This window comes from Vibrio sp. 970, from assembly GCF_033339075.1.
Window position 1 is genome coordinate 31,560 of sequence record NZ_JAWOTW010000017.1, and the last position, 23,613, is coordinate 55,172.

22 protein-coding genes are annotated in these 23,613 nt (G+C 45.7%); 14 read left to right on the forward strand and 8 right to left on the reverse strand.

Annotated elements, in window-relative coordinates; genetic code table 11:
- Nucleotides 1-2 precede the first annotated feature (2 nt).
- Both mlaE and mlaF read right to left on the reverse strand, forming a co-directional pair.
- Nucleotides 3-794, reverse strand: coding sequence for a lipid asymmetry maintenance ABC transporter permease subunit MlaE (mlaE, locus tag R7Q11_RS20485; RefSeq protein ID WP_005381100.1), 792 nt, complete (start codon nucleotides 792-794; stop codon nucleotides 3-5).
- Nucleotides 784-1,587, reverse strand: a complete 804-nt coding sequence (mlaF, locus tag R7Q11_RS20490; protein ID WP_005388422.1) for a phospholipid ABC transporter ATP-binding protein MlaF — start codon at nucleotides 1,585-1,587, stop codon at nucleotides 784-786. The genes mlaE and mlaF overlap by 11 nt, the downstream gene beginning before the upstream one ends.
- A 374-nt stretch (nucleotides 1,588-1,961) precedes the next feature.
- Between mlaF and R7Q11_RS20495 the strand changes: the two genes are divergently transcribed.
- From R7Q11_RS20495 to mgtE, 11 genes are all read left to right on the forward strand, one after another.
- On the forward strand, nucleotides 1,962-2,927 hold the full coding sequence (locus tag R7Q11_RS20495) for a calcium/sodium antiporter (RefSeq protein ID WP_005381102.1): 966 nt from the start codon (nucleotides 1,962-1,964) through the stop codon (nucleotides 2,925-2,927).
- A gap of 29 nt (nucleotides 2,928-2,956) precedes the next feature.
- Nucleotides 2,957-3,928: an arabinose-5-phosphate isomerase KdsD gene (gene kdsD, locus R7Q11_RS20500; protein ID WP_005381104.1), complete on the forward strand. Its 972-nt coding sequence runs from the start codon at nucleotides 2,957-2,959 to the stop codon at nucleotides 3,926-3,928.
- An 86-nt stretch (nucleotides 3,929-4,014) separates the two neighbouring features.
- Nucleotides 4,015-4,578 carry an LPS export ABC transporter periplasmic protein LptC gene (gene lptC / locus R7Q11_RS20505; RefSeq protein WP_005381106.1) on the forward strand — a complete coding sequence of 188 codons (564 nt, stop codon included), beginning with the start codon at nucleotides 4,015-4,017 and terminating at the stop codon, nucleotides 4,576-4,578.
- Nucleotides 4,559-5,053, forward strand: coding sequence for a lipopolysaccharide transport periplasmic protein LptA (gene lptA / locus R7Q11_RS20510; protein WP_005381109.1), 495 nt, complete (start codon nucleotides 4,559-4,561; stop codon nucleotides 5,051-5,053). The genes lptC and lptA overlap by 20 nt, the downstream gene beginning before the upstream one ends.
- Nucleotide 5,054: 1 nt before the next feature.
- Nucleotides 5,055-5,780 (forward strand): LPS export ABC transporter ATP-binding protein, encoded by a 726-nt coding sequence (lptB, locus tag R7Q11_RS20515; RefSeq protein WP_005381111.1) that lies wholly within the window; start codon nucleotides 5,055-5,057, stop codon nucleotides 5,778-5,780.
- A 50-nt stretch (nucleotides 5,781-5,830) separates the two neighbouring features.
- Entirely contained in the window at nucleotides 5,831-7,300 is a 1,470-nt protein-coding gene (locus R7Q11_RS20520) for an RNA polymerase factor sigma-54 (protein ID WP_005381112.1), read from the forward strand.
- Nucleotides 7,301-7,324: 24 nt separating this feature from the next.
- A complete protein-coding gene (gene hpf, locus R7Q11_RS20525) occupies nucleotides 7,325-7,612 on the forward strand; it encodes a ribosome hibernation promoting factor (RefSeq protein WP_005381114.1) in 288 nt (95 codons plus the stop codon).
- Nucleotides 7,613-7,614: 2 nt separating this feature from the next.
- Nucleotides 7,615-8,061 (forward strand): PTS IIA-like nitrogen regulatory protein PtsN, encoded by a 447-nt coding sequence (ptsN, locus tag R7Q11_RS20530; protein ID WP_005381116.1) that lies wholly within the window; start codon nucleotides 7,615-7,617, stop codon nucleotides 8,059-8,061.
- Nucleotides 8,062-8,075: 14 nt separating this feature from the next.
- Entirely contained in the window at nucleotides 8,076-8,939 is an 864-nt protein-coding gene (rapZ, locus tag R7Q11_RS20535) for an RNase adapter RapZ (protein ID WP_149191738.1), read from the forward strand.
- 2 nt (nucleotides 8,940-8,941) lie between these two features.
- On the forward strand, nucleotides 8,942-9,217 hold the full coding sequence (locus R7Q11_RS20540; protein WP_005381120.1) for an HPr family phosphocarrier protein: 276 nt from the start codon (nucleotides 8,942-8,944) through the stop codon (nucleotides 9,215-9,217).
- Between the two features lie 148 nt (nucleotides 9,218-9,365).
- On the forward strand, nucleotides 9,366-10,724 hold the full coding sequence (gene mgtE / locus R7Q11_RS20545) for a magnesium transporter (protein WP_005381121.1): 1,359 nt from the start codon (nucleotides 9,366-9,368) through the stop codon (nucleotides 10,722-10,724).
- Nucleotides 10,725-10,788: 64 nt separating this feature from the next.
- Here mgtE and pmbA read toward each other — a convergent pair whose 3' ends face one another.
- Complete coding sequence (pmbA, locus tag R7Q11_RS20550) at nucleotides 10,789-12,132, reverse strand: metalloprotease PmbA (protein ID WP_005381122.1); 1,344 nt, start codon at nucleotides 12,130-12,132, stop codon at nucleotides 10,789-10,791.
- Between the two features lie 110 nt (nucleotides 12,133-12,242).
- Here pmbA and yjgA point away from each other — a divergent pair, with 110 nt between their 5' ends.
- Nucleotides 12,243-12,770, forward strand: coding sequence for a ribosome biogenesis factor YjgA (gene yjgA / locus R7Q11_RS20555; RefSeq protein WP_025767614.1), 528 nt, complete (start codon nucleotides 12,243-12,245; stop codon nucleotides 12,768-12,770).
- An 89-nt stretch (nucleotides 12,771-12,859) separates the two neighbouring features.
- On the opposite strand, the gene R7Q11_RS20560 is transcribed toward yjgA, so the two are convergent.
- Together R7Q11_RS20560 and rluA are read right to left on the reverse strand one after the other, a co-directional pair.
- Nucleotides 12,860-13,822, reverse strand: a complete 963-nt coding sequence (locus R7Q11_RS20560; RefSeq protein ID WP_170894148.1) for a D-2-hydroxyacid dehydrogenase — start codon at nucleotides 13,820-13,822, stop codon at nucleotides 12,860-12,862.
- 103 nt (nucleotides 13,823-13,925) lie between these two features.
- Nucleotides 13,926-14,678 (reverse strand): bifunctional tRNA pseudouridine(32) synthase/23S rRNA pseudouridine(746) synthase RluA, encoded by a 753-nt coding sequence (rluA, locus tag R7Q11_RS20565; RefSeq protein ID WP_225466680.1) that lies wholly within the window; start codon nucleotides 14,676-14,678, stop codon nucleotides 13,926-13,928.
- A gap of 342 nt (nucleotides 14,679-15,020) precedes the next feature.
- On the opposite strand from rluA, the gene R7Q11_RS20570 reads away from it, so the two are divergent.
- Nucleotides 15,021-16,286: an NRAMP family divalent metal transporter gene (locus tag R7Q11_RS20570; RefSeq protein ID WP_054575321.1), complete on the forward strand. Its 1,266-nt coding sequence runs from the start codon at nucleotides 15,021-15,023 to the stop codon at nucleotides 16,284-16,286.
- Between the two features lie 107 nt (nucleotides 16,287-16,393).
- Here the strand turns inward: R7Q11_RS20570 and rapA are convergent, their stop codons facing one another.
- On the reverse strand, nucleotides 16,394-19,303 hold the full coding sequence (gene rapA, locus R7Q11_RS20575; protein WP_025767610.1) for an RNA polymerase-associated protein RapA: 2,910 nt from the start codon (nucleotides 19,301-19,303) through the stop codon (nucleotides 16,394-16,396).
- A gap of 561 nt (nucleotides 19,304-19,864) precedes the next feature.
- Here rapA and R7Q11_RS20580 point away from each other — a divergent pair.
- Nucleotides 19,865-21,241 (forward strand): PhoH family protein, encoded by a 1,377-nt coding sequence (locus tag R7Q11_RS20580; protein WP_005381133.1) that lies wholly within the window; start codon nucleotides 19,865-19,867, stop codon nucleotides 21,239-21,241.
- A 66-nt stretch (nucleotides 21,242-21,307) separates the two neighbouring features.
- On the opposite strand, the gene tldD is transcribed toward R7Q11_RS20580, so the two are convergent.
- Nucleotides 21,308-22,753, reverse strand: a complete 1,446-nt coding sequence (tldD, locus tag R7Q11_RS20585; RefSeq protein WP_005381134.1) for a metalloprotease TldD — start codon at nucleotides 22,751-22,753, stop codon at nucleotides 21,308-21,310.
- An 11-nt stretch (nucleotides 22,754-22,764) separates the two neighbouring features.
- A complete protein-coding gene (locus R7Q11_RS20590) occupies nucleotides 22,765-23,586 on the reverse strand; it encodes a carbon-nitrogen hydrolase family protein (protein ID WP_005381136.1) in 822 nt (273 codons plus the stop codon).
- Between the last annotated feature and the right edge of the window lie 27 nt (nucleotides 23,587-23,613).

A 23,613-nucleotide genomic window follows, 5' to 3' on the forward strand; every position in this document is an offset into this window, starting at 1 on the left:
GATTAATTCCCAAACATCAATGCGGTCAGTACAAAGTCTAATCCTAGTACTGCTAAAGAAGAATGCACAACAGTGCGCGTAGTTGCTCGGCTGATCCCTTCCGATGTTGGAATAGCATCATAACCGTTAAATAGAGCGACCCAAGTAACCGTAATTGCAAACGCAAAACATTTGATCATACTGTTACCAATGTCTTGTCCTAGCTCAACAGAGGACTGCATCGCTGACCAAAAACTACCGTGATCAACGCCTTTCCAGTCAACACCAACAAGCTGAGCGCCCCAAATTCCCACAGCCATGAAAATCATAGCCAGTAAAGGCATTGAGATAACCCCAGCCCAAAACCGTGGTGCAATCACTCGTTTCAATGGGTCTACCGCCATCATTTCAAGGCTAGACAGTTGTTCCGTTGCTTTCATTAGACCTATCTCTGCGGTTAACGCAGAACCGGCACGACCAGCAAACAAAAGTGCAGTAACAACGGGTCCTAATTCACGGAGTAACGAAAGCGCTACCATTTGCCCCAAACTGCCTTCTGCGCCGTAATCCACCAACACAACATAGCCTTGTAGACTCAAAACCATTCCAATGAACAGACCAGATACGACGATGATCGCCAGCGACTGAACACCAACAGAATAAAGTTGCTTAACAAGCAGAGGAAAGCTTCTGATCGGTTGTGGCTTAGAAAATAGCGCCCCAATCAACATGAAAGTCGCACGACCAAATGCTCCGCAAATAGAAAGCGTGCGTCGACCCAGCGAGGCGACAAAGTGAATGAAGTTATCGACCATCAAATAAGTCCTTTTCGATACTTTGAGAAGGGAAACGAAACGGTACAGGACCGTCGGCATCACCTTGTAAGAACTGCTGGACACGAGGATCAGAGTTTTGAGTCAGCTCTTCTGGCGTACCATAGGCGATGATTTTTCCATCGGCCATCAGGTATACCCAGTCAGCAATACTCATGACTTCAGGTACGTCGTGAGAAACCACAATAGAGGTCAAACCTAACGCTTGGTTTAGATTGCTAATTAGCTCAACCAAAACGCCCATAGTGATTGGGTCTTGCCCCACAAACGGCTCATCGTACATGATCAGGTCAGGATCAAGTGCGATTGCACGAGCCAAAGCAGCGCGTCTTGCCATACCACCTGAAAGCTCACTCGGCATTAATTGCGCCGCGCCGCGTAGACCGACAGCTTCGAGCTTGAGTAACACCATGGTGCGAATCAAATCTTCCGATAAATCGGTATGCTCTCTCAATGGAAAGGCGACATTATCAAAAACATTCAAATCAGTGAATAAAGCCCCTGACTGGAACAACATGCTCATTTTCTTTCGAGCATGGTAGAGTTTTTTACGCGAGAGAGAGGGAATATTGTCGCCATCAAACCAGATCTCTCCTTGCTCGGGATACAACTGACCACCAATCAAACGCAGCAGTGTTGTTTTACCAATTCCCGATGGTCCCATAATGGCCGTCACTTTGCCCTCAGGAACATGCAGATCAATATCATCAAAGATCATGCGTTCTCCCCGTGAAAAAGTGAGGTTGTTCACGGTGACTAAATCGTTGTTCGACATATCATCTCTTCTACTGTAGGAGCGTTGCAACTCACGGAATCATCAAGCAGATACTCATCGGAGTTGAATTCTACGTTTAATAAAGTAACGTCGGTACATTTATTAGGCTGCAATCATAAGCACATTGGCGTTGAATTTAAAGCACTGTTCAATTAAATAAAGTCGACTATATCCCTGCAATTTCTCATGGTTTATGACCTAATTAGCACGAAGTGTTTAAATCCTAGACCAGAATTGCTCATTTAAATGAGTGAGATTTACATACATTTTCGTTACTAACCTTTAATTTATTCTTCGTTTATCTTCCATTTTAGGCCGCAAAAGGTCAAAATTAGCGGTTATTCATTTTACTTATTTAATACTTAGGAATTCTCATGCTCGAAGCCGTTGCGTTGCTTATAGTCGGTCTTGTTTTGCTTGTTTGGAGTGCAGATAAACTTGTTTTTGGCTCTGCAGCGATAGCCCGCAACGTCGGTATTTCCCCGCTTGTCATCGGCATGACAATCCTTGCGATGGGCTCATCTGCCCCTGAGATGATGGTATCTGCAACCGCTGCTTGGGATGGTAAAACAGATACAGCGGTGGGTAACGTATTAGGCTCAAACATAGCGAACATTGCGTTAATCCTAGGTATTACAGCGCTGATCAAGCCTTTGTCGATTAGCTCCGCCGTCATCCGCCGAGAACTTCCACTCATGATAGCCGTAACCGTACTCGCTGGTATTCTGCTTTGGAATAGCCATCTCGGTTTTTATGAGGGTGTCTTATTGTTTGTACTCTTTGGGGCATTTTTATTTGCTATGTTGCAAATCAGCCGCAAAGAGCAAAAATCAGGTGATGTTTTTCTTGATGACCAAGAGTCAGAGATCCCTGAAGGCGTCAGTAACCCTAAAGCAATCATGTGGGTGGTTATTGGCTTGATACTGCTTCCTTTGGCAGCCAGCATGCTGGTTGATAACGCGGTAATTATTGCTAAACACTTTGGTATGAGCGACCTTGTTATCGGTCTAACTATTATCGCAATTGGCACTAGCCTGCCTGAACTGGCCGCATCACTTGCGGGAGTTTTAAAGGGTGAAGACGACATGGCTGTCGGTAACATTATCGGTTCGAATGTGTTTAACATTCTGGCGGTAATGGGGATTCCTGGCATCATTAATCCATCGGTGCTCAGTGAGTACGCGATGGGACGTGACTTCTGGGTCATGTTAGGCGTTTCATTGTTACTTGTCGCGATGTGTTTGGGTAAATCACGCAGTATTAACCGTATTGAAGGTGCCATCTTGTTTGTGTGCTTCTTAGGTTACCAAGTGTACTTATTCGCAAACATGACCGCTTAATTACCACGATCAATAAGTAGAGATCTGATATGTCCAATCAATTTGATTTTCGCGCTGCTGCTAAACAAGTTCTTGATATCGAAGTTGCTGCTCTGCAAGAGCTAGATACCTACTTTGATGATCAATTTGAAAAAGCGTGTGAACTTATCCTTTCCAACAACGGCAAAGTTGTCGTTATGGGTATTGGCAAGTCAGGCCATATTGGTAACAAGATTGCCGCCACTCTGGCAAGCACTGGGACTTCGGCGTTTTTCGTTCATCCAGGCGAAGCCGCACATGGTGACTTGGGTATGATTAGCCCTGGTGACATTGTGCTGGCAATTTCTAACTCTGGTGAATCAAACGAAATTCTGTCTCTATTTCCAGTATTAAAGCGCCTGAATATTAAGATCATCAGCATGACAGGTAAGCCAGAATCAAATATGGCCAAGCTGTCTGACTTACACCTGCAAATTACGGTACCTCAAGAAGCTTGTCCGTTAGGCCTGGCGCCAACTAGCAGTACGACTGCCACATTAGTGATGGGAGATGCATTAGCCGTAGCTCTGCTTCAAGCTCGTGGTTTTTCTGCCGAAGATTTTGCCCTATCTCACCCAGGTGGTGCACTGGGGAGAAAACTGCTACTTAAGTTGTCTGATATTATGCACTTTGGAGAAGCGTTACCTAAAGTTTCTCCTGACGCATTAATTCGCGATGCCCTGCTTGAAATTTCAGAAAAGGGGTTAGGCATGACAGCCATCGTCGATGAGCACGATGCTATGCTTGGTATATTCACCGATGGTGATTTACGTCGTACCTTAGACAAGCGTATCGATATTCATACGACGGCAATTGGCGAGGTCATGACGACAAACCCAACCACAGCACACCCTGATATGCTGGCGGTTGAAGGTTTGAACTTGATGCAGAATAAAAACATTAACGCTCTGATTTTATGTAAAGACGAAAAAATTGTGGGTGCACTGAACATGCACGATTTACTAAAAGCTGGCGTGATGTAATATCAGCACAAACATTTAAATCATTTATTAGACGAATAAAGGCAATGGTCAGGGAAGTACTGAGCTAAACGATAGGCCTTCATTATATGAGTTTTACTCGCCTTATTTATTTGCTCTTGATCTTCGTTGTAGCGTGGTGCGGTTATTACCTACTAACCCCTAAAGGCAACGACGCAATTCAAGTAGCACCAGATTCTGAACTGCCCATGTTCAGTGGTTCTGGATTAGAAAACATCACCTACGGTGAAGATGGTGTCCGCAGTTACATCATTCGCTCCACTAACTTAGACCATTATGCTAAGAGTGGAGATACTATTTTTAATAACCCGACTTTGATGGTTTACCGTGAAGGTAGCGTCATTGAATGGAAGGTGACTGCCACAAGAGCAGTGTTAGATGAAGACCAAGTTTTGACTTTATATGACAAAGTCTTAATGCAAAATCTTCTGCCTGGTGCGAGTTTTGATACCATGGCAACAGACAAATTGGTCATTAATCTAACCAATCGTGATTTTAAAGCTGACCAACAAGTGATGTTGGTTGGACCACAATTTGAAACTACTGGAGGCGCAATGCAAGGCAACTTAAAACAGCATACTGCGACTCTGACAGATGAAGTTCAAGGTCGATATGAAACCGTTACACCTTAGCCTACTGGCACTGGTATTGGCGGCGCCTCAAGCGCTGGCACTCAAGTCGGATACTCAACAGCCGGTTTACATAAACTCTGACACCCAACAGGTGGATATGAAGAGTAACCAGGTTGTTTTTGAAGGCGATGTATCTCTTAAGCAAGGGAGCATCAATATCGATGCTGATAGAATCGTGGTAACTCGCGATCCTAAAACCGAAGCAATTAAACAGATTCAAGCATTTGGTAAACCTGCGAAGTTTTCTCAGCTGATGGACGATGGTAAAACACTTAGTGGTCAAGCTACGGAGTTGGATTACCGTATTTCTACAGACGAACTGACCATGAAAGGTCAAGCGCAGCTGGCGCAAGACAACAACACCATCAAAGGTTCTTCGATTCGTTACCAAATTGGTAAACAAAAGCTAGTCGCAGATAGCTCTAAGGAAGAGCGCGTTACGACCATTTTGCAACCCAATCAGATAGAGAACTAATATGGCAGTACTGAGTGCGAAAAACTTGGCGAAAAGCTACAAAAAACGCAAAGTCGTCACTGATGTTAGCTTAGAAGTTGAATCTGGTCAGATTGTTGGGCTGCTCGGTCCAAACGGTGCGGGTAAAACCACCTCGTTTTACATGATTGTCGGCTTAGTACCTCGCGATGAAGGCACCATTACCATTGACGACAATGACATCAGTATTTTGCCGATGCATAGCCGTTCACGACTTGGCATTGGCTATCTTCCGCAAGAAGCGTCGATTTTCCGTAAGCTTTCAGTAGAAGATAACATCATGGCCGTACTTGAAACTCGTCAAGAAATGACGAGGGAAGAGCGCCAAGATAAACTGGAAGATTTGTTGGAAGAATTCCACATCCAGCACATCAGAACCAGTGCTGGTATGGCACTATCAGGGGGTGAGCGACGCAGGGTGGAAATCGCTCGAGCTTTAGCGGCCAACCCTCAGTTCATTTTATTGGATGAACCTTTCGCTGGTGTTGACCCAATTTCGGTTAATGACATCAAGAAAATCATTGAGCATCTGCGCGATCGTGGTCTCGGAGTGTTAATCACTGACCATAATGTACGTGAAACACTGGACGTATGTGAAAAAGCCTATATCGTGAGCCAAGGGCACCTAATTGCATCGGGAACTCCGGCAGAAGTTCTCAATAATGAACAGGTGAAACAAGTTTATCTCGGCGAACAATTCCGTCTATGATTATATTAGGAACGGTAAGATTCTGAGCATTACAAGGTAAGTAACACTGAATGAAACCTTCATTACAACTCAAGCTAGGTCAGCAGTTAGCCATGACGCCACAGTTGCAGCAAGCGATTCGCTTATTGCAATTGTCGACACTCGATCTTCAACAAGAAATCCAAGAAGCGTTGGACTCAAACCCATTATTGGAAGTTGAAGAAGGCCAAGACGAGCCTCTAGCAAACGGTGAAGATAAGTCAGCGGTCGAGGCTGCTGATAGCAACAGTGCTAGCGAACCAACAGAAATTGACGTTCCAGATAGCTCCGATGTGATAGAGAAATCAGAAATTAGCTCTGAACTTGAAATCGACACGACTTGGGATGACGTCTACAGCGCGAATACTGGTAGCACTGGCTTAGCTCTTGATGATGATATGCCCGTCTACCAAGGCGAAACCACTGAATCATTACATGATTACCTCATGTGGCAGCTTGACCTAACACCATTCAGTGAAACCGACCGCACGATTGCATTAGCGATTATTGACGCTGTTGACGACTACGGCTATTTAACTTTGTCGCCTGAAGAGATTCATGAGAGCTTCGATAATGAAGAGATAGAGTTAGACGAAGTAGAAGCCGTTCGTAAACGCATTCAACAATTCGATCCTCTTGGCGTTGCATCGCGTAACTTACAAGAATGTTTGTTACTGCAACTGACGACCTTCCCAGAAGACACGCCATGGCTTGCTGAAGCCAAAATGATACTTGCGGATCATATTGATCACCTAGGCAACCGTGACTACAAGCTCGTCATCAAAGAGACTAAGCTGAAAGAAGCCGATCTGCGTGAAGTCTTAAAGCTTATCCAACAGTTAGATCCTCGTCCAGGTAGTCGCATCACTCCTGATGATACCGAGTACGTAATTCCAGACGTATCCGTTTTTAAAGACAATGGCAAATGGACCGTTTCTATAAACCCGGATAGCGTGCCAAAATTAAAAGTAAATCAACAATATGCTCAATTAGGCAAAGGTAATAGCGCGGATAGCCAGTACATCCGCAGCAATTTGCAAGAGGCAAAATGGTTAATTAAGAGCTTAGAGAGTAGAAACGAGACGCTACTCAAAGTTGCAAGATGTATTGTTGAACATCAACAAGATTTCTTCGAGTATGGTGAGGAAGCCATGAAGCCAATGGTACTCAATGATGTCGCTTTGGCTGTGGACATGCATGAATCCACGATTTCTCGTGTAACAACGCAAAAGTTTATGCATACACCACGTGGTATTTTTGAATTGAAGTACTTCTTCTCTAGCCATGTTAGTACTGACAACGGCGGAGAATGTTCGTCAACAGCAATTCGTGCACTCATTAAAAAACTGGTCGCAGCAGAGAATACTGCCAAACCACTGAGTGATAGCAAGATTGCTGCTCTTCTGGCTGACCAAGGGATTCAGGTCGCAAGACGTACGATAGCCAAATATCGCGAATCCTTGGGAATTGCCCCTTCAAGTCAGCGTAAACGCCTATTATAAGGCACTAACTGAAAAGGAAAGTCTATGCAAATCAATATTCAAGGCCATCACGTTGATCTTACCGATTCAATGCAAGACTATGTAAATTCTAAGTTTCAGAAGCTCGAAAGGTTCTTCGACCATATCAATCAAGTGCATGTTGTACTAAAAGTTGAAAAAATTACTCAAATCGCGGAAGCTACGCTTCACATAAATCAAGGCGAAATCCACGCATCAGCCGATGACGAAAATATGTATGCCGCGATCGATTCGCTGGTAGATAAATTGGTTCGCCAACTTAATAAGCACAAAGAAAAACTAAACAGTCATTAATCATGCAACTGAGCGAAATACTGTCATTGGACTGCACCAAAAGTGCGGTCCACTGCACGAGTAAAAAACGCGCCCTTGAAATGATCAGCCGTATCGTGGCTGATCAAACGGGCCAAGATTCTACCGAGCTGTTCGAATGCATGCTCAATAGAGAAAAAATGGGCAGTACCGGTATCGGAAACGGTATTGCGATCCCTCACGCGAGAATGCAATCAAGCGACAAGGCCATTGCTGTCTTACTGCAATGTGATGAAGCAATCGAATTTGATGCGATTGACAATCGACCTGTCGATCTTCTTTTTGCGCTCCTTGTACCAGAAGAACAGTGCAAAGAGCACCTCAAGACTCTATCCTCTATGGCAGAACGTCTGAGCGATAAGCAAGTATTAAAACTACTGCGTAATGCTCAGAGTGATGAAGAACTTTACGACATCATGATTCACCAATAAGCAGGACTAACTCCATGCGACTAATCGTTGTTAGCGGGCACTCAGGTGCCGGTAAAAGTATTGCGCTTCGTGTACTGGAAGACTTAGGTTACTACTGTGTTGATAACCTGCCAGTTAACTTGCTGGACGCATTTGTTCATTCTGTTGCTGACAGCAAACAGAATGTTGCAGTCAGCATTGATATTCGTAATATTCCTAAAAAGCTAAAAGAACTGACGAGTACACTAGAACAGTTAAAAACTGAGCTTGATGTGACCGTGCTTTTCTTGGACGCTAATAAAGAAACGCTACTCAAACGCTACAGCGAAACACGCCGAATTCACCCGTTATCTTTAGGTGGCACCTCCCTCTCGCTCGATCAAGCCATCGAGCGTGAGAAGCAAATTTTGACGCCACTCAAAGCGCATGCAGATCTGGTCCTAAATAGTAGTGGGCAGTCTTTGCATGAATTGAGTGAAACCGTGCGTATGCGCGTTGAAGGCAGAGATCGCAAAGGGCTCGTTATGGTATTTGAGTCTTTTGGTTTTAAATACGGCCTGCCTTCCGATGCCGATTACGTATTTGACGTTCGCTTCTTACCTAACCCACATTGGGAACCAGCACTGCGCCCGCTTACAGGTCTGGATACTCCTATCGCCGCATTTTTAGAGCAACACCAATCGGTGTTAAGTTTGAAATATCAAATTGAAAGCTTTATAGAGAATTGGTTACCTCTGCTTGAGAAAAACAACCGCAGCTACCTGACCGTTGCAATAGGTTGTACTGGTGGTAAGCACCGCTCGGTGTACTTAACTCAGCAAATCGGTGAATACTTCGCCAACAAAGGACACCAAGTACAAATTCGCCATACCTCACTAGAGAAAAACGCTAAGGAGTAGCCGTGGAGTTAAGTCGTAAAGTATTGATTCAAAACCGCCTTGGCTTACATGCTCGTGCAGCAGTCAAACTGGTCGAACTGGCACAGAGCTTTGAAGCGGTCATCACCATCGACAATGAAGAAGACAAAACCGCCACAGCAGACAGCGTAATGGGCCTGTTAATGCTAGAGTCCGCTCAAGGACAATACGTCACGATCCACGCAACGGGTGGGCAAGCGGAAGAAGCACTGGATGCCGTTTGCCACTTGATCGAAGATAAATTTGATGAAGGCGAGTAGTTTACTCGCTTTTTTCTTACCTCCCATTATCTTTCTCTTCCCTGACCTAATAAATAAATTTGCTTAGTATCATAAGTTGTTATTAAAAGGCGCCTAGAATTAAGTTATTATTCAACGCATTGTAAATATCAGGAATTGGGAGGAATGAATGGCAGAGCAAATTGAATTCGACCAAGCTCACCAAGCCCTCCAAGAAGTCACAGAAGCGCTAGAAAATGGTCGCTTCGTCCATGTTCGTCGTCAATTACAGGACATGGAACCTGAGGATATCGCTCACCTTTTAGAAGCCTCCCCACGGAAGAGCCGTGAAGTTCTTTGGCAACTCACCGACCCTGAAGATTATGGTGAAATCCTTGACGAGCTGAACGAAGACGTCAAAGACAGCCTCGTATCCAAAATGGCACCAGAAGCGCTTGCAGAAGCGACAGAAGGCATGGATACCGATGACGTGGCTTACGTACTGCGTAGCTTGCCTGACAACCTGTCACGCGAAGTCCTGTCGCAAATGGACTCCTCTGACCGTCTACGGGTCGAAACCGCCCTATCCTACCCAGAAGACACTGCGGGTGGACTAATGAACACCGACGTCATCACAATTCGTGGTGACGTCGATGTGGACGTAGTTTTGCGTTATCTACGTATGAAAGGCGAGCTTCCAGAAGCTACGGATGCCCTGTATGTGATCGATGAAGAGAGTAAGCTCATCGGTGAACTGCCGATCACGACGCTTATTACCACTCAGCCAGACGTAAAAATCATTGATGTAATGGAAGACGCGGACGAGGCCATCACCGTCGATACTAGCGACTCAGATGTTGCGAGTCTGTTCGAACGCCGTAATTGGGTATCTGCACCTGTTGTTGATGAAAACTTGCATTTGGTCGGTCGTATCACCATCGATGACGTGGTTGACGTTATTCGTGAAGACGCGGAACACTCGATGATGAGTATGGCGGGTATGGACGATGACGAAGATACTTTCGCGCCTGTTGTAAAATCAGCTCGCAAACGCAGTATCTGGCTTGGCGCTAACGTATTAGCCGCCCTTGCTGCTGCTTCCGTTTCTAATATGTTTGAGGCCACATTAGATCAAATGGCGGCCATTGCAGTATTGATGACGATTGTTCCGTCCATGGGTGGTGTCGCTGGTAACCAAACCGTCGCACTAGTGATTCGTGGTCTTGCTCTTGGTCATATCGGTGACTCAAACAAACGCGAACTGTTAATGAAAGAAGCTTCGATCGGCTTACTCAACGGTATCATGTGGGCGCTGATTATTGGTGGTATTGTTGTTGCTTGGAAAGGTAACTGGATGCTCGGAGGAATCATTTCCGCCGCCATGCTGACCAACTTATTGGTCGCAGGTATTGCAGGAGTAACGATTCCAATCCTATTGAAAAAAATGAACATCGATCCTGCTTTAGCTGGTGGTATGGCATTAACAACGGTGACGGATGTGATTGGTTTATCTGTCTTCTTAGGGCTTGCCACAATACTGATTACCTAACAGAAAAAACGAAAAAGCCTGATGAACACATCAGGCTTTTTTGATTCTGAATTGCTAGAAAAGCTTATTCACCCGCCACTTTCATGGTATCCAGTAGGATAGAGCCCGTTTGGATTTGTGAGCGCGTTTCAATATCACTACCAACCGCCACAATCTTGGTGAACATGTCTTTTAGATTACCTGCGATGGTAATTTCTGATACTGGGTATTGGATTTCGCCATTCTCAACCCAGAAGCCTGCGGCACCGCGAGAGTAATCCCCCGTTACCACGTTCACACCTTGTCCCATGACTTCTGTCACTAGAAGACCAGTACCGAGCTCTTTAAGCATTTGTTCGAAGTTTTGGCCTGTCGACTTCACGTACCAGTTATGAATCCCACCAGCGTGACCTGTCGGCGTCATCTTCATTTTACGTGCGGCATAACTGGTTAACAGATAAGTTGCTAGCACACCGTCGGTAATGATCTCACGGTCTTGAGTGTACACACCTTCACTATCGAATGGACTTGATGCCAAACCACGCAATACATGCGGACGTTCTGAGATATTGAACCATTCAGGAAGCACTTGTTTGCCTAGATGGTCAAGTAAGAAAGAAGATTTTCGGTACAGGTTACCACCGCTGATCGCCATAACGAGATGGCCAATCAAGCCTGTCGCAACATCAGCCGCAAACATGATTGGGTATTGACCTGTTTTTAGACGCTGCGCATCTAAGCGGTTAACCGTATTCTCTGCCGCCTTACGACCCACCGTTTCTGGGGTCCATAAGTCATCACGATGACGTGCCACGGTGTAGCTGTAATCACGTTCCATCTCGCCGTTTTGACCAACGCCAATTACACAACAGCTAGTACTATGGCGGCTAGACGCATAACTAGCTAATAAGCCATGGCTATTGCCATACACTTTCACGCCGTAATGACTATCATAACTCGCGCCATCACTTTGTTTGATTGCACTGTTATAACTTAGCGCCTCTTTTTCTGCTGCAATCGCCACATTGGCAGCATAGTCTGGATCGGGTGCGTCAGGGTGGAAAAGATCAAGCTCAGGGATATCTTGCACCATGTATTCTTTTGCTGCAGGGCCTGCAAATGGGTCTTCAGATGTGTAATGTGCAATATCTAGCGCCGCTATAACGGTTTGCTCGATTGCCGCTTCACTTAAATCAGACGTGGAAGCACTGCCTTTGCGTTGACCTCGGTAAACGGTAATGCCCAGCGCACCATCGCTGTTGAACTCGACATTCTCTACTTCACCCATACGAGTTGAAACACTTAAACCAGTGCTTTTAGTAATTGCGACTTCGGCGGCGTCAGATTTTGCCGATGCAAGCTTTAAGGCTCTTGCGACGGCTTGCTCTAGCTCGGTACGTTGCTCAGCAACCTGCTGTTTAATATCCATTGTCTTTCACATCTTGTCTTTGATGAACAATAGGATAACAAGAATTTCGCTTTCTCCCCATGATTCTTGTTAAAATAGTCATAATATTAATCAAAACACAGGCAACTGAAATGGCACGTAAGAATCAAAAAGCGCCATGGGAACCAGAAGAAGAGATCATCTGGGTAAGTAAATCCGAGATGAAGCGAGACATGGAAGAACTGCAAAAGCTAGGTGAGGAGCTTGTCGGCCTCAAACCTTCAGTTCTAGAAAAGTTTCCATTGAGCGAAGATTTGCGAGAAGCAATTGCTGACGCGCAACGCTTTAAAAATGAAGCGCGTCGTCGCCAATTACAACGTATTGGTAAATTGATGCGTTACGAAGATCCAGAGCCAATCCAAGCCGCACTGGATAAAATTCGTAATAAGCACTCTCAATTAACGGCTGTATTCCACAAACTTGAAGCGTTGCGTGATCGCGTAGTGGAAGAAGGTGACAAAGCCATTGATGACGTAATGGAAATGTACCCAGAAGCGGATCGTCAGCGTCTACGCCAACTTGCTCGCCAAGCAGCGAAAGAGAGAAAAGCTGGGAAACCAGCAAAAGCGTACCGCGAAATCTTTCAGATCCTTAAAGGTCTAAACGAAGAAGAGTTTTAATTCGACGGCTCAAGCAATGAGCATTCGATTTAAACGCAAAAAGCAGACGTCAATGTCTGCTTTTTTTATCTTTGGTTTTACAGTCAGCGTTACACTAAGCGATTAACGCGGTCTCCGCGCTCGAAAGCGTTAATGTTCTCAATCAAGATTTCCGCTAAACGTTGGATAGATGAGTCGCTGCCCCATGCAACATGCGGTGTCAGTAACAAATTAGGTAAACTCATATTGGCAATCAGCGGATTGCTCTCATCAGCCGGTTCTTGTGTAAAAACATCAAAACCAGCCGCTGCAATTTCTTGCTGTTTTAAGGCATCCACCAGTGCGCTCTCATCCACCAAACCTCCACGCCCTGTATTAATCAAAATGGCGTTGGACTTCATTTGTTGCAACTCTGCTTGACCAATTAAATTCTGAGTATGATCGTTGAGCGAGCAATGCAAGGTCAGCGCATCGGAGCGTTTTAATACTTCCTCAAACGACACATAACCTGGTCTACATTCTGCCGCCCCTTTACGCTCAGAAAACAAGACGGTCATTCCTAACGCTTGAGCCAGATTCGCCGTCGCTTGCCCTAGTGCCCCACTACCAACAACACCTAACGTGCTACCACCAATATCCCCGATTGGGTGAGTAAAAAAACAAAACTGCTGGTTACGCTGCCACTCACCTGCGGCAATATCTTGGTGGTACCCAAATAAATTCCGTCTTAAAGCGAATAACATTGCCATCACGTGCTCGGGCACCGAACGCGTCGCGTAACCACGTACATTAGCAACCGCAATATCATGATTAGCACAGTAGTTCACATCGACGTTGTTAAAACCAGTTGCGGCAACCGCGATCATCCGTAATTTTGGTAGTTGCTCTAATACATGTTGGTCAAGCAGGACTTTATTGCTAATCACGATATCGGCATCGGCTAACCTTTCTATTACCTGCCCAGGCGCAGTTAGGTCGTACTCACGCCAGTGGTGCGGAAAGCTAGGTCGTGGGATCTCAATATGTTCTGGGATGGTCGCTCGGTCTAAAAATACGATGCTTGGCAAAGACATAACAACTCCTTGTTCACGGCTGAAAGACAGGATACATCAACCACAGTAACGAAATAGCCAAAAATAGCGAACTAGAAAGAACCGTTGTTGAGTGCAATTGGCATTAAGGGTGTGGCAACGTTTTATAATCAGGCAATGTACGCTCTGGCGAAAAATAGTTAAAGATCATCGCCTCGGCTTCAGAATAAAAGTCACAGGGTACAAAAATACTGCTCAGCTGACCCGTAGCTGGATGATAAAAACTTAGCTCCGCAGCGTGCAACTCTAAACGTTCTGAAAACTGATACGCCTCTTCGCTTGCATAAAACTCATCACCCACAATCGCATGACCAATCGCCATCAAATGCACGCGTAACTGATGCGATCGACCAGTAATGGGCAGTAGTCGCACAACGGTCGTATGGGTGCCATCAGGGTGCACTTCACGCTTCACTACTTGGAATAAAGTTTGAGATGGTTTGCCGTCGTCAAAACATACTTTTTGTCGTGGACGATTTGGCCAATCACAAATTAATGGAAGATCAATACTCCCTTCTTGCGGCTCAACATGCCCCCACACACGTGCGTAATACACCTTGTGAGTGAGGCGATATTGGAACTGCTTTTTTAATGCTCGCTCCGCGGGTTTGTTTTTCGCCAGCAACATCAACCCTGATGTCGACATATCCAAGCGATGCACAACTTGAATTTCTGGATGCAACTCTTTGAGGCGGCTCCACATGCTGTCGTAATGCTCTGCAAGGCGACCAGGGACAGACAGCAGCCCTGATGGCTTATTCACTGCCAGAATGTCGTCATCCTCAAAAACGATATCAACCCAAGGGTCGGTGGGAGGGGTATATTCAAGCATTGCCATGGGAGATCTCTACAAAATAAAAACGCCGCGATTATATACCCAAATAGCACCCAGATGCAGGATTCTGAAGAAAAGTTCAACCCAATAAAACAAAGTCAATCCTTTAGCATAAAAACTAAAAATAGCACGTTGTAAATTTAGTTTGACAACAAGACGCATAACTGAATAGAGTGCTAGATGCACACAGCATGGTATTCGCAAAGAATACTTAAAATAAATACACCAAAACACAGCATTTAAAAGACATTACCGTTGCGCAGTATAGGGCGATCGCTCAGCTTGTCATGTACTGCGGTATGTATCTCTTTAGAAAGATACATAAGATAAAAAGGACAATAAGCAATGGACTCCGCCGTTATAGATAAACCCCAATCCAAACTTTCCTTATTTTTTCGTTCGCTAGGCCCCGGCATATTAATGGCATCTGCTGCGGTCGGTGGCTCTCACCTCGTGGCATCAACCAAGGCTGGTGCGATTTATGGTTGGCAATTGGCTGCACTGATTCTGCTCGTAAACCTGTTTAAATACCCTTTTTTCCGAGCGGGCGTACAGTACACCATGGGGACAGGGCTGACCTTGGTTGAGGGCTACGCGAAATTAGGTCGGCCTTATCTATGGCTATTTCTATTTCTGAGCGTGGTATCGGCCGTCATCAATACCGCCGCTTTGTTGATGTTTAGCGCTAGCTTGCTGGGCTACTTCATTCCGTTTTCACTATCAATGGCATCACTCAGTATCATTGTGATTGTCACCTGCCTGATTATATTATTTGCTGGCCATTACAAAGCGCTCGATACGCTATCTAAGGTGATCATGTCGGTGTTAACCATCGCGACTTTACTCGCTGTTTCTATCGCCGTTGGTAACCCTGTTGAGCAAGTAGCCAACTTCGAGCCGCCATCACCTTGGTCTATTGCGGCTATTGGTTTTATCGTCGTGACAATGGGGTGGATGCCTGCACCGATTGAGATCTCCTGTTTAACCTCAGCGTGGCTAAAACGCCAATCAAGCCAGCAAGAAGTAACATACCGCTCTGCTCTATTTGACTTTAATGTCGGTTATATTGGCACGGCGTTTCTTGCCATTATCTTTGTATCGCTAGGCTCTTTGATGCTTTATGGATCTGGCGTTGCGCTTGAAAGTTCTGGTGTTGGCTTCTCCCACCAATTGGTTGGCTTATATGCGGCAACGATTGGCGAATGGTCTCGTTACTTGATCGCGGTAATTGCGTTTTTCTGTATCTTTGGCAGCACGATTACCGTTATTGATGGCTATTCGCGCGTTATTTCGGATTCTCAACGCCTACTGCGCTCGCAACCAGACACTAACCCTAAAACCACTTCAGCGATCATGCTGGTAGTCTCCTTACTTGCATTGGGTATTGTGGTTTTCTGGGCTTCTGCGTTATTGCCTATGCTGAACTTTGCGATGATCCTCGCCTTTATGACCACGCCATTCTTTGCTCTGCTAAATTACACCTTAGTGAGCAAAACTGAGTTACCGGAGCCTTTGGCTGTTGGACCTAAACTAAAGTGGTTATCGATTGCGGGCCTGATTTACTTGTTTGGCTTCTTGGCTGTGTTTATCTGGTGGAAGTGGTTGATGTAAATGAGGTAGCTATCAGTGATTAATGCATTCCGCATAAAGAAACTAAACCGTAAATAAAGAAAAAGGTCTTCAACTGAAGACCTTTTTAATGAGCAATAAATACTTACTTAGTTGTGGCTCACCACAATCAAACGCAGCGAGTCGAGCTGAACCTGAGCTTGGTTGATGTAACCAGTGAGCTCTTTAATTTGTGCGTCGATAGCTTCAATTTCTTCGTCACGAATATTTGGGTTCACCGCTTTCAGTGCTTGCAAACGCTCAAGCTCTGCATTCAAACTGTGCTGCATATCTTGATGAGCTTGTTTGCGTACTTCTTCAACCTTCTCTTCAATAAGAACATCACCGGCTTCAATTAAGCGGTGTACATCTTTCTGTACCGACGTAACCAACTTGCTACCTAAGTGACGGTTTACAGGGCTGAGCTGGCGGTTAAAGCTTTCAAACTCCACTTGAGCAGACAAATCATTACCACGCGAGTCCATCATTAAACGGATTGGCGTTTTCGGTAAGAAGCGCGCGATACCACTGCGTTTTGGCGCTTGCGCATCTACCGCGTAAATCAACTCAAGAAGAATAGTCCCGACTGGTAACGCTTTGTTTTTCAATAGAGATACCGCAGACGTCCCCACCCCTTCACTCATAAGAAGATCGATACCACCCTGGATCATTGGGTGTTCCCAACTGATAAAGTGCATATCTTCACGAGATAACGCTGTATCACGATCAAACGTGATCGTCGCTCCTTCGTATGGCAGACCTGGGTAGCTTGGCACCATCATGTGCTCAGATGGGGTCACAATCAGGGCGTTTTCACCTTTATCGTCTTGATTCAAGCCAATCGTGTCAAAAAGAGAAAGTGCGAAGGTGACCAGATTGGTATCGCCGTCAGTTGATTCAATTTTCTCAACGATTTGTTGTGCTTTTTCTCCGCCATTCGAATGCATTTCTAATAGGCGATCACGGCCTTGCTCCAATTGGGATTTCAGCTCTTTATTCATTTTTGCTGACGCTTCAATGATCTCATCTAGCGTGCTGGTATCACCAGAGGCAAGAATTTCAATCAGATCATCGGAGTACTTATCGTAAACAGCACGGCCTGTTGGGCAGGTTTCCGAAAAAGCGTTCAGGCCTTCATCGAACCAACGTGCTAGGATCGCTTGCGATGTGCCTTTCAGGTAAGGAACATGAATGTCGATATCGCGATTTTGACCGATACGGTCCAAACGACCAATACGTTGCTCAAGCAAGTCTGGGTTAAATGGCAAGTCGAACATGACAAGTTGGTTGGCAAACTGGAAGTTACGACCTTCAGAGCCGATTTCGCTACAGATAAGAACTTGTGCTCCACCTTCTTCTTGCGCAAAGTAAGCCGCCGCTTTATCACGTTCAAGAATCGACATACCTTCGTGGAAAACAGTGGCGCGGATACCTTCACGCTCACGCAGTGCTTGCTCCAATTGCAGCGCGGTACTCGCACGAGAAGCAATCACGAGGATTTTCTCGCTGCGCTTCTCTTTTACTTTTTCAAGCAACCAATTCACACGCGAGTCAAACTGCCACCAGCTCGCGTCATCGCCTTCAAATTCTTGGAAAATTTCTTCCGGGTAAAGGTTCTTCATCGCACGTGCTTCAGAACTCATCTTACCGCCAATCATCCCAGCAACACGCATTGATGTAGTGTATTGCGGTGGAATATCCATTGGCATCAGATGCACGTTACGCGTAGGGAAGCCTTTGATGGCCGCGCGCGTGTTACGGAACAGAACACGCCCTGTACCATGGCGATCCATCAAGTTATCGATCAGCTCTTGGCGTGCCGACGCTTTAGCTTCTTCGTCCGCTTCACTTTCGATAATGCGGAAAAGTGGTTCTACGTCTTGTTCAGACAATAACTCAGTGATCTGGTTTTTTGCTTCATTAGGTAGCTTTTCACCGGAAAAGAGTGAAGTAATCGCATCAGCTACGGGCGCGTATTGCTCTTCTTCCTCAACGAATGCTTCGTAATCATAGAAGCGGTCTGGATCCAACAAACGCAGACGAGCAAAGTGACTCTCACGACCAAGCTGCTCTGGCGTTGCAGTCAGTAGCAACACACCTGGAGTACGTTCAGCCAAGCCTTCTACCACTTGGTATTCACGGCTCGGTTTATCTTGGCTCCATTCAAGGTGATGCGCTTCATCAACAACCAGTAGGTCCCATTCACCTTCCAGTGCTTGTTCAAAACGCTTGCGGCTCTTGCGTAGGAAATCCAAAGAACACAGCACATATTGCTGAGTATCAAATGGGTTTTCTGCATCCGCAAAAGCTTCGATACAGCGCTCTTCGTCAAAGATAGAGAAATGCAGATTGAAACGACGCATCATCTCAACCAGCCATTGATGCTGCAGTGTTTCAGGCACCACAATCAAAATGCGTTCGGCACGACCAGACAGAACTTGTTGGTGGATGATCATGCCCGCTTCGATGGTTTTACCCAAACCTACCTCATCCGCCAACAAGACGCGTGGCGCGTGACGACGGCCAACTTCGTGCGCGATGTAAAGCTGATGAGGGATCAAACCTGCACGCATACCACATAGGCCACGCATTGGGCTCTTATGCTGCTCAAACTGGTTGGTTAGCGCACGGTAACGCAGAACAAAGTTGTCCATACGGTCGATTTGACCGGCGTACAACTTATCTTGAGGTTTGTTAAAACGAATTTGGTTGCTAAGGAAAATCTCACGCAGAACAACAGCGGTTTCTTGCGTGTCTTCACGAGTACCGAAATAGGTGTAAAGACCTTCATCTTCCAGTACTTCTTCTACTTTTAGAGACCAACCTTCTTGGCAATCGATGACATCCCCAACATTAAAGGTGACTCGGGTAACAGGTGCATCGTTACGTGCGTAAACTCGGTTTTCCTCTGACGCTGCAAACATCAATGTCACAGTACGAGCATCCATTGCTACAACGGTACCTAAACCTAAATCGCTTTCCGTATCGCTAATCCAGCGCTGCCCCAAAGCAAATGTCATGAATTGACTACCTCGTTATTAGTTCTTGATTCGTATTTCTTGTTGGTCTACTCATGCCCGTAGGCATGGATAATAGTTTAGATCTGATTCTGGCTTCTGCTATGCCGATAGCATTCGTCATTCCAGTATGAACTGAGTATTTTTTAAGCCAGCTCAACATGATAAATCGGACGTAGCCTATACGCAGAAAAAGGTCGCTAATCTTACTTGAAGCTGTGATTTAGGTCACGCCGAAACCGCACCAAGCAGAAACTTTTTTTCCCAAACTCTAAATGCAATCAAATTGTAAAATACTCATGCCAATTATTAAGTTGTAGAACGTAAATATTACGTATACTTCTAATGAGGGGCGTTTAAAACCATTGCATATGATTTAAGCGCGTTAGTACACGATTAGGATCAACACGGGTTTGCAGTAAGTTGTCTTGCTACTCGGTTGCACACTAGCCGACATCAGCCCGACAACCTCTATTGCAAGCAATCAGAGTTAGGTCACTTCACACCTATTTGGAAACGACCTAACAACTCGCATGCAGAGCCGTACTACGGCAAGGAGACGCTATGGGCGATACCGATCGGAAACTGTTTGTACTCGATACCAACATTCTTCTTCATGAACCCTTTGCCATCTTCTCTTTCCAAGAACACGATGTCGTTATCCCCATGACCGTGTTGGAAGAACTCGACCGAATCAAAGACAGTAAGCGCGACGTTGCAAGAGATGCGCGCGTGGCTATTCGCACCTTGGAAGATTTGTTTAAAGAAGCAACGCCAGATGAAATCTCTGAAGGCATTCCTGTTTCTAAAGACAACCCCGACCAAGGTACTATTTCCATTTTGGCGGATTTTGAACTGCAGGAAACTGTCAAAGCCTTCGCCGACAAAGCCGGTGACAACCGTATTCTCAACGCGGTGCTTTATCTGCAAAATAAACGTGCACCACGTGAAGTGGTACTGATCACGAAAGACATCAACATGCGTCTGCGAGCCAAAGGGGCTGGTGTACGCTTTGTTGAGGACTATAGAACCGACCAACTGATTGACGACATTCAATACCTAACCAAAGGCTTTCAATTGCGTGAAGGTGATTTCTGGAGCGGTATTGAGGAAGTAGAAAGCTATGCTCTGGGCGGAAAAACTTACCACAAACTCAGTCGCGAACCCTTCGACCCAACCTTTATCAACCAATACGTTATTGATGAAGACAGTGACTTTGCTGGTCGCGTAGAAACCATCAATGAAGACAAGCTAACGCTTCTCGACCTGAGCCGCGAACGTCTAATGCATCGTAAGGCTTGGGACATCACACCTAAAAATATCTACCAGGGAATGGCGTTAGATGCCTTACTCGATCCAGAAATTGACTTGGTGATTCTAACGGGTGCGGCGGGTAGTGGTAAGACATTACTGGCAATGGCAGCAGCATTGGAGCAAACCATTGAAAAAAGCATGTTCGATAAAATTATCGTAACACGTAACACGCCAGATATCGGTGAATCCATCGGCTTCTTACCCGGCTCCGAAGAGGAGAAAATGATGCCGTGGTTAGCGGCGGTGACCGATACCTTGGAAGCACTACATAAACACGATCACTGCACTGAAGGCTCATTGAAGTACATCTGCGATAAAGCCAACATTCAATTTAAATCGATCAACTTTATGCGTGGCCGTTCGATTCAAAATGCGTTTGTACTGCTTGATGAGTGTCAAAACCTCACTGCATCACAAATCAAAACCATCATTACCCGCTGTGGCGAAGGAACCAAAATCGTCTGCTCCGGTAACTTGGCGCAGATTGACTCTCATTACCTCACCCCAGTGACATCAGGATTGACGTACATGGTTGAGCGCTTCAAGAACTTTGAAGGCAGCGCAAATATTCACCTCAACGGCGTGGTTCGTAGCCGCTTGGCGGAATTTGCTGAAGAAAACCTGTAATTGACACCGACTCACAAAGCAAAAGAGCGCTCTAATGAGCGCTCTTTTTATAACGATTCGACTGAGTTACTCCGTGCCACCCACTGTCAGTGAGTCCAGCTTCAAGGTCGGCTGACCAACACCAACTGGCACACTTTGACCTGCTTTACCACATACGCCAACGCCCTTGTCGATACTTAGGTCGTTACCGACCATAGACACTTGCTGCATTGCTTCGATACCTGAGCCAATCAACGTCGCACCTTTAACAGGGCGCGTAATTTTACCGTTTTCAATCAAGTACGCTTCCGATGCAGAGAACACAAACTTACCCGAAGTAATGTCCACCTGGCCGCCACCAAAGTTTGGCGCATACAACCCTTTCTCGACCGTCGAGATAATTTCTTCTGGCGTATGTTCACCTGGAAGCATGTAGGTGTTGGTCATACGAGGCATTGGCAAGTGTGCATACGATTCACGACGACCGTTACCCGTTGGATTTACACCCATTAGCCGCGCGTTTAGCTTGTCTTGCATATAGCCTTTCAGCACACCATTCTCGATAAGCGTGTTGTACTGACCGTTTACCCCTTCATCATCCACATTCAGTGAACCACGAAGGTCTTTTAACGTGCCATCATCGACGATGGTACACAACGAAGACGTCACTTGTTGACCCATTTTGCCAGAGAAAACCGAAGATTCCTTCCGGTTAAAGTCACCTTCTAGGCCATGACCTACCGCTTCGTGTAGCAACACGCCAGGCCAACCTGAGCCCAATACCACTGGCATCATGCCAGCTGGTGCGGCTTCTGCTTCAAGGTTGATTAACGCCATGCGAATCGCTTCGTCTGCGTAATGAAAAGCTTGTTTCACACCATTGCTTTCCGTTAAAAAGAAATCGTAACCGAAACGGCCGCCGCCACCAGCACTACCGCGTTCACGTCGTTCACCTTTTTGTGCGAGCACGCTAATAGACAAACGCACCAAAGGACGAATATCGCCTGCATAAGTACCGTCTGTTGCCGCAACAAGCATCTGCTCATGCACACCGCTGATGCTGATCGAAACTTCTTTAATCAATGGTTCTTTAGTGCGGATGTAAGCATCTAGAGATTTGAGTAATTCTGTTTTTTGCTGCTTTTCCCATTCAGCTAGTGGATTCACAGCCGCGTAGTACGCTTGGTTTTCGGTGCGTTTAAACGCTTGGACTTTGCCATTTTGCCCTTGCTGAGCAATACCGCGCGCCGCCATTGCACTCTGCTTCAGGCCTTCAGGCTGGATTTGATCAGAGTAGGCAAAGCCTGTTTTCTCGCCAGTTACTGCACGGACACCAACACCACAATCAATGTTAAAAGAGCCATCTTTGATGATGCTGTCTTCTAGAACCAGAGACTCATGCCAGCTGGACTGAAAGTAAATGTCCGCATAATCGATCTGGCGCGTCGCAATGCTGGCAAGCGTGTCAGCAATGTCTTGTTCTGTCAGACCATTTGGGGCAAGGAGTGCCTGTTCTATTTGGTTTGTGCTCATAGTTAGCTCTTTTATTTCCGTCTCAATTCATTTTGAAAGCGACTGTGTTGAGTCAGCGGCATATTCTGCCTTACTTGTTGGCTTTGTGACAAATCTATCTCAGTCACCAATAAACCTACTTCATCCTGAAGCTGTTTATGGATACGTCCCCAAGGGTCAACGACCATTGAGTGTCCCCATGTTTTTCGTCCACATGGATGCGTTCCAGTTTGTCCGCTTGCCAAAATCCAACATTGTGTCTCAATCGCTCTAGCTCGCAATAATACTTCCCAGTGAGCTTGCCCCGTCACAGCGGTAAACGCAGCGGGCACCACAATGATATCCGCCCCTTCTTGACGCAATACTTTATAAAGTTCTGGGAAACGTAAATCATAACAAATACTCAATCCAACACTGCCGATATCAGTTTCCGCAACGACTATTTGATTACCCGCCATAAACGTATCCGACTCACGATAACTACCATAACCATCGGCTACGTCGACATCAAACATATGCAGTTTGTCATAGTGAGCAATGCATTTACCGTGCGGCGGAAATACAAGTGTTGTGGTGGTGACACCTTTTGCGGTTTGAATGGGCATGCTTCCGACAATTAGCGTTAACTGGTTCTTTCTAGCGATTTCACAGAGCCGCTGTTGAATCATGCCACTGCCAAGTGGCTCTGCATGTTGATGATAAGCTTCGCGACTGGAAAATAGCACTGTATTTTCAGGAGTAAGAACAAGTTTGGCACCTTGCTTGCTCGCTAAAGCACACTGTTTTTCAATGAAGTCCAAATTCGCGTTAATATCCGGACCCGAAGTCATTTGAATAATGCCAACACGCTCCATGTGTTTCCTCCCTATTCCATTATATTC